Origin of the sequence: Aquitalea sp. ASV15 (assembly GCF_016429115.1) — a bacterium.
Lineage (GTDB): Bacteria > Pseudomonadota > Gammaproteobacteria > Burkholderiales > Chromobacteriaceae > Aquitalea > Aquitalea magnusonii.
The window spans coordinates 15,792-31,106 of sequence record NZ_JAELTZ010000046.1; the positions used below are offsets into that span (position 1 = coordinate 15,792).

The window sequence follows — 15,315 nt, forward strand, 5'->3', positions numbered from 1 at the left end:
GAGAGTCCGGGCAAGGGCCAGCAGTGCCAGCGCAATGCATGCGCCAGCGCAAATACGCCGGCCATGAAATCCGCTAGGGTCTTCCTTATGCCGCCAGAGCTGGCCTGGCTTCAGGGGGCGGTTTTTTCTTCCAGCAGGGTCAGCCAGGCCAGGGCGTGACTGTTGCTTTCGCCGCACATTTCGGCAGAAGGCTGCAGGCCGGAACACACTGCCGGCCGCTCCGGCCGGCCAAACAGCAGGCACAGATTGTCGGCACTGAGCTGGACGCAGCGCACCCCGGCCGGCTTGCCCTGCGGCATGCCCGGAATGGGTGAGGAAATGGAGGGCGCGATGCAACAGGCCGCGCAATGCAGACGGCAATCCATGACGGGCTTTCTGGCAGGATCGGCAACAAGGGCCGGCCACCATATCACAAAGTCCACAGCCTTCCGATGGAGTCGGCTCCTCTTTTGCCGCAGATAATTTACAATATTGGTAACCGTATTGCTTTTTATCCCAGAGACCAGTGCCGCACCTTTTGCAGCCATCAAGTTAGAGCACAAGCAATGATCAAGTGCATCGAGGTGTCCGATCTCAAGGTTGGCATGTACATTCACGACCTGAACTGCGACTGGATGTCACATCCGTTTTTGCTGAAGCGTTTTCTGGTCAGTGATGAAAGCGCCATTCACAAGATCGCCGATTCCGGCATCCACCAGGTGTATATCGATACCCGCAAGGGGCTGGATGTCGCCCACGCGCCCACGGTGGGCGAAGTCAAGCACAAGCTGGAACAGGAAATCATCGAGCTGGCCAGCCACGAAGTCCCGGTGGAGCGCCGGGTGGAGGCGGCGGCGGAATTCGGCCGTGCCCAGCTGATTCACAATGAGGCCAACCTCATCGTGCGCAGCATTCTGCAGGATGTGCGGCTGGGCAAGCAGGTGGAACTGGAAATGGTGGAGCCTTCCATCGAAAAGATGACCAGCTCCATCCTGCGCAACGGCGGTGCCCTGCTGTCGCTGTGCCGTATCAAGGACAAGGACGACTATACCTTCCAGCACTCGGTCAGCGTCGGCGCACTGATGGTCAGCTTCTGCAATGCCATGAACATGAGCCGCGAGGTGATCCACCATGCCGGCATTGGCGGCATGCTGCACGATATCGGCAAGATGAAGGTGCCGGACAGCATCCTCAACAAACCGGGCAAGCTCACCGAACAGGAATTCGCCGTGATGAAATGCCATGTGGTGGAAAGCAAGCAGATCCTGCTGGCCACCAAGGGCATTTCCGATACGGCGGTCAAAGTGGCCGCCCAGCACCACGAGCGCCACGATGGCAGTGGCTATCCCGAAGGGCTGAAGGGTGAGCAAATCTCCCAGCTGGGGCAGATGGCGGCCATTGTCGATGTCTACGATGCACTGACCTCCGACCGCTGCTACCACAAGGGCATGGCCCCCACCGATGCCCTGCGCAAGATTTTCGAATGGTCGAAATTCCACTTCAATCCGGTGCTGGTGCAGGCCTTCATGCGCTGTATCGGCATCTATCCCATCGGCACCCTGGTGCGGCTGGAAAGCGGCCGGCTGGGGGTGGTGATCGAGCAAAACGACAATAACCTGGTTTCGCCCAAGGTAAAGGTGTTTTTCAGCAGCAAGAGCAATACCTATATCCCGCCGGAAATCGTCGACCTGTCGCGCGGCATGGGAGCCGGTGGTGGCGACAAGATCATCAGCCACGAATCCCCTGCCAAGTGGCGGCTGGATCCGCTGCGCTTTCTGTAAACGACAAAGCCCGCCAATGGCGGGCTTTTTCTTGTGTATTCGGAAGCCAGCTCAGCTCTGGCGCAACACCATGGCATGTTCCGGGCCGGGGAAACCAGCGGCGGACAGAGCTTCGCGAATCACCCGGTTGCTATCGAAATACACCTGCCAGTAATGCTCGGGCCGGCAATAGGGGCGCACGGCCAGCACCGGTCCCAGCGCGGTGAATTCCAGCAGATCCACACTGACGGGCGGCTCGGCCAGCACATTGGGAATGGCGGCAATTTTCTCGCGCAGCAAGCTGATGGCCAGCGCATGATCGGCACTGGCAGCCAGCTGCGCCTTCAGGTCTACCCGGCGATAGCCGTTGGCGCTGTAGTTCTGGATGTTTTCCGAGAAAATCTTGTTGTTGCCGATCAGTGTCATCACATTGTCCGGCGTATCGATGATGGTGGAAAACAGCCCCACTTCCTTCACCGTTCCGGTAATGCCGGCCACGCTGACCACATCGCCCACCTTGAAGGGGCGCAGTACCACCAGGAAGATGCCGGCGGCAAAATTGGCCAAGAGGCCGCTCCAGGCCAGGCCGATGGCCACGCCGGCAGCACCGATGATGGCAGCGAAGCTGGCGGTTTGCACGCCGAAGAAACCCAGCATGGCAATGACCAGCACCACGGTCAGGCTGACCGACAGAAACGAGTGTGCATAGCGACGCAGCGTGGGATCGAGTTTTCTGGCCACCAGCTGCTCTTCCATCAGCCGCCCGGCCAGGCCGATAAACCAGCGCCCCACCACCCACAGCACAATGGCGGAAACGATATTGATGCCGGCCTGGATTGCCAGGTCCACCCAATGCGTCCAATTGATGTCTGTCATGGTCATCCTATTTATTCAGTTGGTAGAAACCATTGAAAAATAGAATGTCCTTGATGAAAAATCCAGCCAGCACGGTCAGGCCGGCAGCCCGCTCAGCCCAGCAAGGTTGACAGTTGCTGGCAGCTGTCGCCGATGCCGGCTGCGAGACGGATGGCGAATACCGCATCCATGCGGGTGGGCGTGTAATTGACCAGCGCGGTTGGCACGCCAGCCCGTGCTGCCTCCAGTGGAATCAGGTTGACTGGCGACACTTCCAGCGAGGACCCCAGTACCAGCAGCAGATCGGCCGACACGGCCAGCTCGAAAGCACGCTCGATCAGCGGCACCGGCTCGCCATACAACACCACGTCCGGCTTCAGCACATCCATGCAGTGGGGACACAGTGGCAGGACATGATGGTTGATATAGTCCAGCCCCTGCTGCCGGCTACAGCCAGGGCAGCTGGCACTGCGTAGCGTGCCATGCAGTTCCAGTACATGCTGGCTGCCGGCCACGCCATGCAGGCCGTCGATATTCTGCGTCAGTATCGACACCTGCTTGCCCGTGGCTTCCAGCCAGGCCAAAAAGCGATGGCCGGCATTGGGCTGGTAATTGCCCAGCAACTTGGTATGGAACAGCTGCTTGAAGCTATGCCAGAAGGCTTCCGGATCGGCACGGAAGTAATCGATGGATACCAGTTCTTCCAGCCGCATGCCCTGCTGCCACAGCCCCTTGGCCGAACGAAAATCCGGTATGCCGGATTCGGTACTCATGCCGGCACCACTCAGTACCACGACATGCCCAGCCTGCCTGATGGCGGCGGCCAGTTGCATGATTTCCTGCTGCATCTGCTGTCTCCTGCACCTGCTATTTATTGTTGCCAAGCTTAGTCGAGCACTGACACGGCAGGCAAAAAACCAGTGCAGCAAGCTTGCCCGACATCAAGCGGCTGGTGGCAGCACGACGGGTGCTGGATATTTGACGGCATTTTTCTGCAATTTGTCGCAGACCGCGGCATTGAGATCCAGCTGCAGCACACTGGCCAGCCGCACCAGATACAGCAGCACATCGGCCACCTCTTCCTGCAAATGGGTGAAGCGCGCCGGGTCGTCTGCCAGCCGGACCACTTCCTCGTCGGTCAGCCACTGGAAGATTTCCGCCAGCTCGCCCACCTCGCCGGTCAGGGCCAGCATCAGGTTGCGCGGGGTATGAAAACGCTGCCAGTCGCGAGCATCGGCAAACTGCTGCAGTGCCGTTTCCAGTGCCGTGGTGTCAATCAAACGCTGCTCGCTCATCGCGCTTATCTCCGGTTTGCGGTTTCACGTGAAACCACAGGGCTCATGCAAAACAAAACGCCCGCAAGCGGGCGTCGGGTGATGGCCAGCGGCTCACGCCCTAGCGCAACAAGCCTTCGTCCTGCAGCGCCGCCTGCACCGCCGGCAAGGCCTGCACCCGCTGCATGAAGGCGCTGATGGCCGGGAAGTCGGCCAGCGAACGGTGCACCATGTGTACCCAGTTCAGGCAGGTAAACAAATAGGCATCCGCCACGCTGAAATCCTCGCCCAGCAGATAGGGGGCGCTGGCCAGCTGCGCCTCCACGATGGCAAAGCGCACAGTGAGCTTGTCCCAGGCGGCATTCTTCACCTCGTCACTGCCGGGATAAAACAGCGGCGAGAAACTCTTGTGAATCTCGGTGGCAATGTAGTTCAGCCACTCTTGTAGCCGGTAGCGCGCCAGCGTGCCATTGGCCGGTGCCAGCTTGCGCTCCGGCACCAGGTCGGCCAGATACTGCACGATGGCCACGCCTTCGCTCAGCACCGTGCCATCTTCCAGCTGCAGGGCCGGCACATAGCCTTTGGGGTTGATGCTGCTGAATTCCACGCCGCTGGCTGTTACATGCGGTTGTGCGCGCAGATTGACCTTTTCCACGCTGAACGGCAGCCCAGCGGCATGCAGCACGATATGCGGCGACAGGGAGCAGGCTCCCGGCGAGTAGTAGAGTTTCATCACATCTCCTGTTCGGAAAAACAGCGACTGCAGCACAGCGGCACCGGCACGGCACCGGACTCATCCTGTTCAACTGGGGCGACACCCTGGCAATTTCAAGCCTCAACCCTGTTTGGGTGCAAACAGCCGGGGGCGGCCATCCTTGCCGGCCGTGCTGGATGGGCGGGTTTTCATTTCAATGTACAGGGCCTCCACCTGGGCACGGGCCCAGGGTGTACGGCGCAAAAACACCAGGCTGGATTTGATGCTGGGGTCCTGGTTGAAACAGCGGATGGCAATGCGCCGGCCCAGCTCGGGCCAGCCAAAACGCTCGACCAGCGCCAGCAGGATCTTTTCCAGCGTCATGCCGTGCAGCGGGTCATTGGGCGGAGTGTCGCTCATGTGAATCATCCTGTTGCTGAGCGCCCGGACAGCGCCACATGGAAAAACGACGCAGTGTAGCCGCGCCACGGACAAACGGCCAGCCGTATTCCGGGCCATCAGCAGTCGAGCGATTCATCATTGCTAACATTTGACGGCCTCCGCGCAATACTTGGCTGACATCTGCGGCAGATACTGCTCCCATCCATTTTCACCGGTACAAGGAAAAGCACCATGAAACTGATCAAATCGCTGTTGATTGTCGGTCTGCTGGGCAGCGCGGCTGCCACCACCGTTCACGCCATGGGCAAGGGTGATTGTGCCATGGGTGGCGATGACATGAAGCAACACATGTGGCAGATGGACCCCGCCAAACGCCAAGCCATGATGGAAAAGCACCTGCAGATGCTGCATGACCAGCTGAAGATCCAGCCGGCGCAAGAGTCGGCCTGGAAAAGCTATATTGCCGCCATCAAGCCGCTGCCGGGACAAGACAAGCCAGCCGCCAAAGCGGACGCCAAGCTGCCGGAACAGCTGGATGGTCGCCTGCAGATGATGCAACAGCATCTGGAGATGATGCAGAAGCATGTGGCGGCCACCAAGGCGCTGTACCAGCAACTGAGCCCGGAACAGCAAAAGCTGTTTGATCAGGAAGGCCAGCGCATGCACAGCGGCATGCAGCATATGCAACACCATCGCCAGGCTTCCGCCCCGCTGCCGAAAAACTGAGCCTGACATCCGCAGCCATCACCCCGCAGCACCACCGGCCAAGCCGCTGCTGGCGGGGTGAGTGCAGGAAAGCACCATGAACTCTCTGACACGCTTTGCCGGCCTTGCCTTGCTAGCCGGCACCATGCTGGCCAGCGCCCCGGCCGCCCAGGCACACCGTGGCGTTTACTACTACGGGCCACCGCATTTTGCACATTGGCATGATGGTTACTGGAACCACGGCTATTACCATGGCCGGCTAGGCTGGTGGTGGGTCACCGGTGGTGTCTGGTACTGGTATAGCGCCCCGGTCTATCCCTATCCCGATCCCTACGTGCCGCCCGTTGTCGTGAGCGCACCGGCAGTGCCTGCAGCGCCGGCCGTGCCACCGCCGCCCGCCACCGTGGCCAGTCCGGAAGCGGCTCAGGTCTGGTACTACTGCAAGGCGGTCAAGCAGTACTACCCCTATGTCAGCGAATGCCCTGGTGGCTGGAAAACCGTGCCGGCACAGCCACCCAGATAACACAGGACGCGCCATCATGAACAAACTGTTGTGGTTGCCACTGGCAGCCATCGGCCTGAGCGCTTGCAGCACCGTACCACTCGGTCCGACGGTGGCGGTCATGCCGGCAGCGGGCAAACCGTTCGAGGTATTTGCCCAGGAGGAACAGCAATGCCGCCAGTATGCCGAAGCCAATAGCGGCGGCAGCAGTGCCGATGCCTCCACCAATGCCATGGCGGGCAATATGGCACTGGGTACGGTGGTCGGGGCCGCGGCTGGGGCCTTGATGGGTGGCCATCAGGGAGCGGGCGTGGGCGCTGGCATGGGCCTGATTGCCGGTACCGCCACCGGGAGTGGCCAGGCCGGCTACAGCGGGCGCGATGCCCAGTACCGCTACAATATTGCCTACGAGCAGTGCATGTATGCCAAGGGTAATCAGTTGCCCGGTCAGCAACGCTACAACGCGCCCTACTACCCGCCACCGCGCCTGCCCTGATCAGGCAGCAAAAGACAAAGGGGCTGGTCTCTCCGACCAGCCCCTGTTTGCTTAGCGCCGCTGACAAAAACCCTGCTGCTGCGCTGCGCCTCCTTGCCATACCCTTGTACTGTCTGCGTCGGCGCGCCTTGCCTCAGGGAGGCTACGCTATTCTGTCAGCCGCTCTTAGCGGCCAAACCACTTGTCGCCAAAATTCACCAGCAATACCCCCGCCACCACCAGCGCAGCGCCCGCCAGCCGTGGCAGGTTGATATCGCGCAGCGGCATGGACAGCCAGCCAAAGCGGTCAAACAGCAGGGAGGTGCACACCTGGCCGGCGATGATCAGCGACAGCATGGTGGCCACCCCCAGCCGCGGAGCCAGCAAGGTGGTGCCGAATACAAAGAAGGCACCCAGCAGCCCACCCAGAAACATCCACCACTCGCCGCGTGCCAGCTGGCTCAATCCGCTGAATTTCTGGCCGGTGAACACGGCCAGCAGGATCAGGCTCAGGGTTCCCACGGCAAAGGAAATCATCGCCGCCAGCACGGTACTGCCATTCAGCAGCAGCTTGAGCTGATTATTGACCGCCGCCTGCAGCGGCACCACCACACCGATGGCAAAGGCCATCAGGGCTAATACTGGGTTCATGCTTGTCCTTTGCTTGGAAGTGACGGCAGTTTCACGTGAAACTGCCACTACATCAGCCAGATAGCTTCACCGGCTGTACCGGGCGCGCCGCCTTGGGATTGCGGGTATAGGCGCAAAAGCCGGGCTTGGGACCAACCTTGGGATGGTTGCGGCAGGTATTGGGCCGCCGCTCGTAAATGGTACACAGCCTGCTCTGCTGGTCCAGATAGTGGCAGTCGCCATTGGCGCGGCGCATCAGGGTGAAGATGCCATGCTTGAAGTTGAAGTGCTGGATCACCCGCTGCTTTTCCAGCCGCTTGGCAATGTTCTTGATCGGTTCTTCCAGCTCGAATTCGTCCACCACACCCATGCGCACCAGATCGGGCAGGCGCACTTCCACCGGCATCGAGCAGCAGCTGCCCATGCAGTCGCTGCACAGGCCGTTCTTGTACTTGACCCAGGTTTCCAGTCGTTCGATATCCGCCATGGCTGCGACCTTATTGCGGACGTTGCTTGAAGAAGGTCATCGGCGCGGTGTAGGGAATCTCGCTGGGAGCCGGCGCTTTCAGGATGTGCTTTTTCATCTTGCCCATCACATGCATTTCACAGGGACGGCATTCAAATTTGAGGGTGTAGGTTTCATTGCCGGATTTCAGCGTCATCGGCTCGGCGCGCACCTGGCCCATCACCCCCTTCACCCCCTTGGCCTGCTTGGGACAGAGATTGTAGGAAAAGCGCAGGCAGTGCTTGGTAATCATCAGGCTGACTTCGCCCTCTTCCTGATGCGCCTCGTAAGCCGCCTCGATCACCTCCACCCCGTGCTTGCGATAGAACTGCCAGGCCAGCTGGTTGTAGACATTGGCCAGATAGCTCAGCGTCTTTTCCGGGTATTCCACCGGCGGCTCCACCGCCGCCTTGCGCTGCGGCCGCAGCCATCCGTCCAGCCTGGCCTGTTCCAGCTGTTCGATGGCCTCGCGGCGCAAGGCATTGATGGCCGATGCCGGCACAAACCACGGCTGGCTCAGCTGCAAGCTCACGTCGTGGGCAACAAACATGGTATTGCCCAGCTTGGCCAGGCTGTCACGCAGGCCCGTCTCGGCCTTGGCGGCATCCTTGGCCGGCTCCAGTGCCAGCACGGCGCTGGCGCTGGCACTACAGCCATCCTCATCGCTCACCGTCAGCTGCAGGCCATCGGCCTGTTCGCTCAGCGTCAGCCATACCCCGACCTTGCGTTCAGCCGACTTTTTCAGCAGCGCCAGTTCCCAAGCGTGATCGCGGTTACGGCACAGATCGGTCCCCGGCTTCAGCCCTTGCAGCAAGGCCGGATCATTCGGCTGGCAACGCCACAGCAGGTGGCCGCCCGGCACATGGCCGATCTGCTTGACGGTATTGAGCTGCATGCCCACCACTTCACGCTTTTTCATGAAGTTGATGCCGTCGCCATTGCTCATGGTCTCCGGGGTGGCAATCTCCAGCCAGTCTGGCCCCACCTTGTGCACCACACCCAGCGCCACGCCGACAAACTTGGGCGAATCAAAGGCGCCGATGTCGATCTTGCGGCCGGTGGCAAAGTAATCGGTACTGCCACGGTGGAAGGTCTTGTCCGGGTCCGGCGCAAAGAAGATCTCGCAGCTGCCGCTGGAGGCCGGTGCCAGTTCCGGGCGGCGCTCGATGATTTCATCCAGCAACAGACGGTAGTGCGCGGTGATGTTCTTCACATAGCTCACATCCTTGTAGCGGCCTTCGATCTTGAGCGAACGCACGCCGGCATCCAGCAGGGCTTCCAGGTTCTTGCTCTGGTTATTGTCCTTCATCGACAGCAAATGCTTGTCGAAGGCCACCACGCCGCCGTCCTTGTCGGTCAGGGTGTAAGGCAGGCGACAGGCTTGCGAGCAATCGCCGCGGTTGGCACTGCGCCCGGTATCGGCATGGCTGATATAGCACTGGCCGGAGAAGGCCACGCACAAGGCACCGTGGATGAAGTATTCGATGGTGGCAGCATCACCGACGCGGGCGGCAATGCGCTTGATGTCGGGAATGCTCAGTTCGCGCGCCAGCACCAGTTGCGACAGGCCGGCATCGGCCAGAAAGCGCGCCTTGTCGGCATCACGGATATCGCACTGGGTGGAGGCATGCAGTTCGATGGGCGGCAAGTCCATCTGCAGGATGCCCATGTCCTGGATGATCAGTGCATCCACCCCGGCGTCGTACAGCTGCCAGATCAGCTTGCGCGCGGCTTCCAGCTCGGCGTCGTGCAGGATGGTATTGAGCGTGGCAAAGATGCGCGCATGGTAGCGATGGGCAAACCGGGTCAGACCGGCGATATCCTCGAGGCTGTTGCTGGCATTGTGCCGGGCACCAAAGCTGGGGCCGCCGATATATACCGCATCCGCGCCATGCAGGATGGCTTCCCGGCCGATTTCAGCGGTTTTGGCGGGGGACAGCAGCTCGATCTGGTGCGACAACAGACTCATGACGATTCCTGACTTGAAAAAAGGGCTTTCCTGCTGGCGGATACCGCCATGGGAAGGGGCGGAATTATAACGTAATCAGTAGCTTATAGATAGCCACCCGCCATTTTCAGTCAACTCTGCTTATACCCTTGTGCGACAAGCACATGACAAAAAGATGACCCGCTGCGCAAGCCTACTAAGTGCGCTTACTTAACTTGCCAAACAGGGCTTGCAAGCGTTCTGTCAGCGACACTACAACGATAATACCAATATAAAACCAATCATCATTCCGGATGAATCCAGGGGGTAATCATCATGTCGGACCGCCTTACCATAGGCCAGAAGCTGTTTGCGCTCATCGCCCTGCTGCAGCTGATCACACTGGGCGTCGGCGGCTTTGGCTGGCTGACCCAGCAAAACATCCTGGCCGATTTTGCCACCACCTATAACGACCGCGTGGTCTGCCTCAAGCAGCTGAAGCTGGCTGGCGACAGCTATGCGGTCAATATCGTCGATGCCGCCCACAAGCTGCACGCCGGCAGCCTGAGCCAGACGGATTTCCTCAATGGCCTGGACCAGGCACAGGCCACGCTCAAGCAGCAATGGGGCGACTACCGTGCCACCTATCTGACTGCTGACGAAAAAATCCTGGCCGACCAGGCCGAACAAGCCATGCACCAGGCCGATGCCAGCATGGTGCGGCTGCGCCAGATCGTGCAGGCCAAAGACCAGGCGGCGCTGCAACAGTTTCTGGACAAGGAGCTCTACCCCGCCATCGATCCCGTTTCCAGCCGCATCAATGCCCTGATCGACCTGCAGCTGCGGGTGGCCGCCGAAAACTTTGCCAGCTCGCAAAGCCATGCCCGCACCTTCTCCGCCCTGTCGCTGGGGCTGATGCTGGGCGGCATAGTGCTGGGAGCCTTGCTGGCCGCCTTCATCATCCGCCGCCTGCTGGCCGAGCTGGGCGGCGAGCCGCGTGATGTGGTGGCACTGGCCAGCCGCATTGCCCGCGGCAATCTGGCAGACCGGCTGCCAGTGGGCTCCGCTGACCAGCACAGCATTGTGGCGTCGATGGCCCACATGCAGAGCGAGCTGATCCGGCTGGTGCGCCACCTGGATGGCATTACCGGCAAGCTGACCGTACACGCCAGCGAGCTGGCCAGTGCCTCGGAGCAGGTTGCCGTCAGCGCGGAAGAACAAACCCGCGCCGCGTCTTCGATGTCGGCCTCGGTCGAACAACTGTCGGTGAGCATCTGCTCGGTCAGCGACAATGCTCAGGACGTGGCCAAGGACGCCTCGGCCTCCGGCGAGCTGGCACACAGCGGTGAACAGGTGATTGTCGACACGCTGCAAACCATCCAGTCGGTGGCAGACCTTGCTCACCAGTCACAACAGCAGGCCGACCTGATGGGCGATCGCTCGCAGAAGATTTCCCAGGTGGTGGCCATCATTCGCGACGTGGCCGACCAGACCAATCTGCTGGCGCTGAATGCGGCCATCGAGGCGGCACGGGCCGGCGAACAGGGCCGCGGCTTCGCCGTGGTGGCCGACGAGGTGCGCAAACTGTCCGAGCGCACCGGCCAGTCCACCACCGAAATCAGCAGCATGATCCGCGAGATGCTGGAAAGCAGCGAACTGGTGATCCGCAATGTGCACGCCACGGTGGAACGCATGGAAACCGGGCTGCGCCAGGCCGGCAAGGCGCGTGATACCGTCAGTGGCATCAACGGCAATGTCAACAGCATCAAACAGTCGGTGGGAGCCATTTCGGTGGCACTGGCCGAACAACAGGCAGCCGGTACCATGATCGCCAGCAATGTGGAACAGGTGGCACAGATGTCGGAAGAAACCAGCACCGCCGCCAACCAGACCGCCAGCTCGGCCAGCGCCATGGAACAAATGGCGCACGAGCTGCAAGCAGCCATCAGCTACTTCACCCTGCCGCAGACCGGTCAGGCCAGTCATCAGCCCGCCGGACCAATGGCCTTCGCCGGTCGGGAGCTGCCCACCACCGGGTGATCACCCCCAGCGGGCACAATAAAAACGCGGGCTGCACCAGCAAAAGCTGCAGCCCGCGTCCATGGCAGCGTTCAACGGCTATTTCTGGCTCAGCAAGGCAGCCAGCTCATCCACCGCCTCCGCCCATTCGGCGTCACAGGCCAGGGCCTGCCGCAGAAACTCTGCCTGGGCGGCACTCCAGAACGGCGCATCGGCCAGCGCCTGTCCCGGCTCCAGCCAGTGGCGCGCCAAAAACACTTTTATAGCCGTGACATCATTGTCCAGACCAAGCTGGGCAAACAGCTGCTCCAGCTGATGCTTGCCGGTATCCATCATTATTTTTTCCTCTAGCTCCTGATGCAGTACTGCAGGATGGCGCGGAACGGAACACAGTGCAATCGACAAGCGCAATGGCTTTGCTATAGTCATCTGTCCTGTCTCCTGCCAGCCCACACCATGACCCTGCACCTAAGCCTGCCACAAGCCCGCCTGCTGCATCTGGCCGCCCAGGGGCTGCTGGCCCCGCCCCGCCGCAAGGCAGGCCCGGCTGATCTGATGAGCGCCATCCGCCGCATGGCCTTGCTGCAGATCGACACCATCAGCGTGGTGGCGCGCAGCCCCTATCTGGTGCTGTACAGCCGGCTGGGCCATTACGACCCGGCCTGGCTGGATGCCGCGCTAGCCAGTGGCCAGCTGTTTGAATACTGGGCGCATGAAGCCTGTTTTGTGCCACGCGAGGATTACCGCCTGCTGCGCCACCGCATGCTGGACCCGGCGCACATGGGCTGGAAATACCCGCAACGCTGGCTGGAGCAACACCAGCCAGCCGTGCACGCAATACTGGAACAGGTCAGGCAACACGGCCCGGTGCGTTCGGCCGACTTCAAGCGCAGTGCCGGCAAGGGCGATGGCTGGTGGGACTGGAAACCGGAAAAACGCCATCTGGAAGTGCTGTTCACGCTGGGCCAGCTGATGGTGAAGGAGCGGCGCAATTTTCAGCGCGTCTACGACGTGGCAGAACGGGTCATGCCGGAATGGGACGATGCCCTCCACCTGCCCAGCGCGGAAACAGCGCAGCGCGACATGGTGCGCCACAGCTGCCGGGCGCTGGGCGTGGTCAAGGCGGGCTGGGTGGCGGATTACTACCGGCTGCGTCGGGGCAAGTATGATGCTTTGCTACACCAGCTGGCGGATGAGGGGGAGCTGATTCCCGCCCGCATCGAAGGCTGGCAGCACGATGTTTTCGTCCATCACAGCCTGCAGGCCGAGCTGCAACAGGCTGCGGCAGGAAAGCTCAAATCCAGCCATAGCGCCGCGCTGTCGCCGTTTGATCCGCTGGTGTGGGACCGCAAGCGTGTCAGCGAACTGTTTGGCTTTGATTACCGCATCGAATGCTATACCCCGGCGGCCAAGCGCCAGTTCGGCTATTTCGTGTTGCCGCTGCTCAGCCGTGGCCGGCTGGTGGGACGCATGGATGCCAAGGCCCACCGCCAGCAAGGCGTGTTTGAAATCAAGGCGCTCTACTTGGAAGCCGGTATCCGGCCCAGCGCGCAGCTATACCGCGATCTGGCTGCCATGTTGCACAAGCTGGCCGCCTGGCATGGCACCCCGCGCATTCAATTACAGCAGGGGCCTAGCGCACTGGCCGTTCAGCTGGCAACAAACTAGCCCAGCAGGATTTCGCTGTACTGGATTTGCGGTGTGATATCGGTGTAATTGGCGATATCACCCTGCAACTGTTCGGCGATTGGCATGAAAGCCGCCAAAAATGTCTCAAGCGACTCGAACTGCAACTGGCACAGCGCAGTGAAGTTGGGGGGACTGCCCGGCTGGCTGCCGCTGATGCCCTTCTCCACCCGCATGTCCAGCAAGGCCGGGGCCAGCAGCTGGCTGGCCAGCGGCATGTGCTGTTGCAGGTAGTAGTCGAAATCGAAACGGGCAGTAGCGCTATACGGATAGAGAATGCTGACGTTGATCATGACCATGTCCTTGGTGGTAAGGCCATCAGCATAAGCGCATCGCCAGCCATACTCCAGCTTCAAACCAGCTGCTTGCGGTACTGGATGAAGCCCAGATTGTCAGCCAACCGGTCGTACAGCTGGCGCGCCGTGGCATTGCTTTCATGGGTCAGCCAGTACACCCGGCTGCAGCCGGCATCTGCCGCATAGGCATACACCTGCTCGATCAGCGCCCGTCCCGCTCCCGTGCCGCGCACTTCCGGCTGTACATACAAATCCTGCAGATAACAGTAATTGCCGGGGGTCCAGCTACTGCGATGCAATACCGTATGCACCAGCCCCACCGCCCGCTCGCCCTGCCAGGCCAGCCAGGCCTGCATGGGCTCGGCCGGGTCAAGAAAACGCTGCCAGGTGATGGCGGTGTCGGCCTCGTTCTGACTGCTGTGATAGAAATCCAGATAGCCCTGCCACAAGGGCAGCCAGGCAGCAAAATCTGCGGCGGCAAGTGGGCGGATATGAACAGTCTGCGACATGACAAACTCCTTGATGGATCAGCCTTCATGCTGCACGGCTTATGGCTCCATGAGCAGAGCCAATCGCGGTGGATGGAATGGAACCAGTGTGGGGAGTGGGGAGTGGGGAGTGGGCAACAGCTTGCTTGAATGGCTTTATCCACAGCCCATCAGTATTTCGCTATTTATCCACAATACAGCCGGACTCGACAAATCATTGAAACTAAAGGAATTTCAAGCAGCCCGCCTACATGGCGGACGTCCGGAAACAGCCGCATGCCGGCATGACTGTCGCTATCCGCCTCCCTGCTTGAACCTGACGGCTGTGGATAAAGTGCCACCATGAAAAACGGCAGCCGCAGCTGCCGTTTTTTTCAGACTTGTGGATAAGTCAGCGGATCGACAAGATCAGATCTTGTCGTACAGCTTGGCTCCACCCTTCACAAACTCCACCGACTTCACTTCCATGCCCTTCTGCAGCGCGGCTTCATCGCTGATGCCCTGCTGGGCGGCGAATTCGCGCACGTCCTGGGTAATCTTCATCGAACAGAAATGCGGGCCGCACATGGAACAGAAGTGCGCCACCTTGGCACTGTCCTTGGGCAGGGTTTCGTCATGGAAGCTGCGCGCCTTGTCCGGGTCCAGACCCAGATTGAACTGGTCTTCCCAGCGGAATTCGAAACGCGCCTTGGACAAGGCGTTGTCGCGGATCTGCGCGCCGGGGTGGCCCTTGGCCAGGTCGGCGGCATGGGCGGCCAGCTTGTAGGTGATGATGCCTTCCTTGACGTCATCCTTGTTGGGCAGACCCAGGTGTTCCTTCTGGGTGACGTAGCACAGCATGGCCGTGCCATACCAGCCGATCTGCGCCGCACCGATGGCCGAGGTGATGTGGTCGTAGCCCGGTGCAATATCGGTGGTGAGCGGGCCCAGGGTGTAGAACGGCGCTTCGTGGCACCACTCCAGTTCCTTGTCCATGTTTTCCTTGATCAGCTGCATCGGCACATGGCCGGGGCCTTCGATCATCACCTGCACATCGTGTTTCCAGGCCAGCTGCGTCAGCTCGCCCAGGGTTTTCAGTTCGCCCAGTTGCGCGGCGTCATTGGCATCCCACACGCTGC

19 protein-coding genes are annotated in these 15,315 nt (G+C 60.7%); 6 read left to right on the forward strand and 13 right to left on the reverse strand.

From position 1 onward, the window contains the following. Positions 1-110 precede the first annotated feature (110 nt). The gene (locus JHD64_RS16850; protein WP_059284398.1) at positions 111-365 is read right to left on the reverse strand and encodes a YkgJ family cysteine cluster protein; all 255 of its coding nucleotides are present in this window, start codon (positions 363-365) and stop codon (positions 111-113) included. Positions 366-545: 180 nt separating this feature from the next. Between JHD64_RS16850 and JHD64_RS16855 the strand changes: the two genes are divergently transcribed. Further along, positions 546-1,760, forward strand: a complete 1,215-nt coding sequence (locus JHD64_RS16855; RefSeq protein ID WP_110313396.1) for an HD-GYP domain-containing protein — start codon at positions 546-548, stop codon at positions 1,758-1,760. Between the two features lie 51 nt (positions 1,761-1,811). Here the strand turns inward: JHD64_RS16855 and JHD64_RS16860 are convergent, their stop codons facing one another. The 5 genes from JHD64_RS16860 to JHD64_RS16880 form a co-directional block, all read right to left on the reverse strand. Continuing rightward, complete coding sequence (locus JHD64_RS16860; RefSeq protein WP_082693237.1) at positions 1,812-2,615, reverse strand: mechanosensitive ion channel family protein; 804 nt, start codon at positions 2,613-2,615, stop codon at positions 1,812-1,814. A gap of 92 nt (positions 2,616-2,707) precedes the next feature. Then, positions 2,708-3,442, reverse strand: coding sequence for an NAD-dependent protein deacylase (locus tag JHD64_RS16865; RefSeq protein ID WP_199054348.1), 735 nt, complete (start codon positions 3,440-3,442; stop codon positions 2,708-2,710). A 93-nt stretch (positions 3,443-3,535) separates the two neighbouring features. Further along, a complete protein-coding gene (locus JHD64_RS16870) occupies positions 3,536-3,889 on the reverse strand; it encodes a nucleotide pyrophosphohydrolase (protein ID WP_199054352.1) in 354 nt (117 codons plus the stop codon). 100 nt (positions 3,890-3,989) lie between these two features. Further along, positions 3,990-4,601, reverse strand: coding sequence for a glutathione transferase GstA (gene gstA, locus JHD64_RS16875; RefSeq protein WP_059284394.1), 612 nt, complete (start codon positions 4,599-4,601; stop codon positions 3,990-3,992). Positions 4,602-4,703: 102 nt separating this feature from the next. Then, a complete protein-coding gene (locus JHD64_RS16880; RefSeq protein ID WP_059284393.1) occupies positions 4,704-4,982 on the reverse strand; it encodes a VF530 family DNA-binding protein in 279 nt (92 codons plus the stop codon). Positions 4,983-5,195: 213 nt separating this feature from the next. Here JHD64_RS16880 and JHD64_RS16885 point away from each other — a divergent pair, with 213 nt between their 5' ends. From JHD64_RS16885 to JHD64_RS16895, 3 genes are all read left to right on the forward strand, one after another. Further along, complete coding sequence (locus tag JHD64_RS16885; RefSeq protein WP_059284392.1) at positions 5,196-5,690, forward strand: Spy/CpxP family protein refolding chaperone; 495 nt, start codon at positions 5,196-5,198, stop codon at positions 5,688-5,690. Positions 5,691-5,766: 76 nt separating this feature from the next. Further along, positions 5,767-6,192 carry a hypothetical protein gene (locus tag JHD64_RS16890; RefSeq protein WP_199054354.1) on the forward strand — a complete coding sequence of 142 codons (426 nt, stop codon included), beginning with the start codon at positions 5,767-5,769 and terminating at the stop codon, positions 6,190-6,192. A gap of 16 nt (positions 6,193-6,208) precedes the next feature. Continuing rightward, the gene (locus tag JHD64_RS16895) at positions 6,209-6,667 is read left to right on the forward strand and encodes a glycine zipper family protein (RefSeq protein ID WP_199054355.1); all 459 of its coding nucleotides are present in this window, start codon (positions 6,209-6,211) and stop codon (positions 6,665-6,667) included. A 165-nt stretch (positions 6,668-6,832) separates the two neighbouring features. On the opposite strand, the gene JHD64_RS16900 is transcribed toward JHD64_RS16895, so the two are convergent. From JHD64_RS16900 to JHD64_RS16910, 3 genes are read right to left on the reverse strand one after another with little or no spacing between them, the layout of a single operon-like run. Beyond that, positions 6,833-7,297, reverse strand: coding sequence for a DMT family transporter (locus JHD64_RS16900; RefSeq protein WP_059284389.1), 465 nt, complete (start codon positions 7,295-7,297; stop codon positions 6,833-6,835). A gap of 52 nt (positions 7,298-7,349) precedes the next feature. Then, a complete protein-coding gene (locus JHD64_RS16905; protein ID WP_059284388.1) occupies positions 7,350-7,763 on the reverse strand; it encodes a YkgJ family cysteine cluster protein in 414 nt (137 codons plus the stop codon). Positions 7,764-7,773: 10 nt separating this feature from the next. Beyond that, complete coding sequence (locus JHD64_RS16910; RefSeq protein WP_199054357.1) at positions 7,774-9,750, reverse strand: U32 family peptidase; 1,977 nt, start codon at positions 9,748-9,750, stop codon at positions 7,774-7,776. A 294-nt stretch (positions 9,751-10,044) separates the two neighbouring features. Here JHD64_RS16910 and JHD64_RS16915 point away from each other — a divergent pair, with 294 nt between their 5' ends. Continuing rightward, a complete protein-coding gene (locus JHD64_RS16915) occupies positions 10,045-11,748 on the forward strand; it encodes a methyl-accepting chemotaxis protein (protein WP_199054359.1) in 1,704 nt (567 codons plus the stop codon). Between the two features lie 78 nt (positions 11,749-11,826). On the opposite strand, the gene JHD64_RS16920 is transcribed toward JHD64_RS16915, so the two are convergent. After that, positions 11,827-12,156, reverse strand: coding sequence for a DUF2789 domain-containing protein (locus JHD64_RS16920; RefSeq protein WP_233170558.1), 330 nt, complete (start codon positions 12,154-12,156; stop codon positions 11,827-11,829). 27 nt (positions 12,157-12,183) lie between these two features. Here JHD64_RS16920 and JHD64_RS16925 point away from each other — a divergent pair, with 27 nt between their 5' ends. Beyond that, complete coding sequence (locus JHD64_RS16925; RefSeq protein WP_199054360.1) at positions 12,184-13,395, forward strand: winged helix-turn-helix domain-containing protein; 1,212 nt, start codon at positions 12,184-12,186, stop codon at positions 13,393-13,395. Here JHD64_RS16925 and JHD64_RS16930 read toward each other — a convergent pair. The 3 genes from JHD64_RS16930 to JHD64_RS16940 all read right to left on the reverse strand — a co-directional run. Continuing rightward, on the reverse strand, positions 13,392-13,706 hold the full coding sequence (locus tag JHD64_RS16930; protein WP_199054361.1) for an EthD family reductase: 315 nt from the start codon (positions 13,704-13,706) through the stop codon (positions 13,392-13,394). The genes JHD64_RS16925 and JHD64_RS16930 overlap by 4 nt on opposite strands. A 59-nt stretch (positions 13,707-13,765) precedes the next feature. Then, positions 13,766-14,218 carry a GNAT family N-acetyltransferase gene (locus tag JHD64_RS16935; protein ID WP_199054363.1) on the reverse strand — a complete coding sequence of 151 codons (453 nt, stop codon included), beginning with the start codon at positions 14,216-14,218 and terminating at the stop codon, positions 13,766-13,768. A gap of 387 nt (positions 14,219-14,605) precedes the next feature. After that, a partial coding sequence (locus JHD64_RS16940) for a phosphomethylpyrimidine synthase ThiC (protein ID WP_199054372.1) occupies positions 14,606-15,315 on the reverse strand: 710 nt, incomplete at its 5' end.

What these genes read in the sequence shown, in the direction of transcription:
- JHD64_RS16920 (WP_233170558.1), bottom strand. Translation starts at nt 12,156, where the DNA reads ATGACTATAGCAAAGCCATTGCGCTTGTCGATTGCACTGTGTTCCGTT.
- gstA (WP_059284394.1), bottom strand. Translation starts at nt 4,601, where the DNA reads ATGAAACTCTACTACTCGCCGGGAGCCTGCTCCCTGTCGCCGCATATC.
- JHD64_RS16925 (WP_199054360.1), top strand. Translation starts at nt 12,184, where the DNA reads ATGACCCTGCACCTAAGCCTGCCACAAGCCCGCCTGCTGCATCTGGCC.
- JHD64_RS16910 (WP_199054357.1), bottom strand. Translation starts at nt 9,750, where the DNA reads ATGAGTCTGTTGTCGCACCAGATCGAGCTGCTGTCCCCCGCCAAAACC.
- JHD64_RS16870 (WP_199054352.1), bottom strand. Translation starts at nt 3,889, where the DNA reads ATGAGCGAGCAGCGTTTGATTGACACCACGGCACTGGAAACGGCACTG.
- JHD64_RS16900 (WP_059284389.1), bottom strand. Translation starts at nt 7,297, where the DNA reads ATGAACCCAGTATTAGCCCTGATGGCCTTTGCCATCGGTGTGGTGGTG.
- JHD64_RS16895 (WP_199054355.1), top strand. Translation starts at nt 6,209, where the DNA reads ATGAACAAACTGTTGTGGTTGCCACTGGCAGCCATCGGCCTGAGCGCT.
- JHD64_RS16885 (WP_059284392.1), top strand. Translation starts at nt 5,196, where the DNA reads ATGAAACTGATCAAATCGCTGTTGATTGTCGGTCTGCTGGGCAGCGCG.
- JHD64_RS16935 (WP_199054363.1), bottom strand. Translation starts at nt 14,218, where the DNA reads ATGTCGCAGACTGTTCATATCCGCCCACTTGCCGCCGCAGATTTTGCT.
- JHD64_RS16880 (WP_059284393.1), bottom strand. Translation starts at nt 4,982, where the DNA reads ATGAGCGACACTCCGCCCAATGACCCGCTGCACGGCATGACGCTGGAA.
- JHD64_RS16850 (WP_059284398.1), bottom strand. Translation starts at nt 365, where the DNA reads ATGGATTGCCGTCTGCATTGCGCGGCCTGTTGCATCGCGCCCTCCATT.
- JHD64_RS16890 (WP_199054354.1), top strand. Translation starts at nt 5,767, where the DNA reads ATGAACTCTCTGACACGCTTTGCCGGCCTTGCCTTGCTAGCCGGCACC.
- JHD64_RS16905 (WP_059284388.1), bottom strand. Translation starts at nt 7,763, where the DNA reads ATGGCGGATATCGAACGACTGGAAACCTGGGTCAAGTACAAGAACGGC.
- JHD64_RS16865 (WP_199054348.1), bottom strand. Translation starts at nt 3,442, where the DNA reads ATGCAGCAGGAAATCATGCAACTGGCCGCCGCCATCAGGCAGGCTGGG.
- JHD64_RS16860 (WP_082693237.1), bottom strand. Translation starts at nt 2,615, where the DNA reads ATGACAGACATCAATTGGACGCATTGGGTGGACCTGGCAATCCAGGCC.
- JHD64_RS16930 (WP_199054361.1), bottom strand. Translation starts at nt 13,706, where the DNA reads ATGATCAACGTCAGCATTCTCTATCCGTATAGCGCTACTGCCCGTTTC.
- JHD64_RS16915 (WP_199054359.1), top strand. Translation starts at nt 10,045, where the DNA reads ATGTCGGACCGCCTTACCATAGGCCAGAAGCTGTTTGCGCTCATCGCC.
- JHD64_RS16855 (WP_110313396.1), top strand. Translation starts at nt 546, where the DNA reads ATGATCAAGTGCATCGAGGTGTCCGATCTCAAGGTTGGCATGTACATT.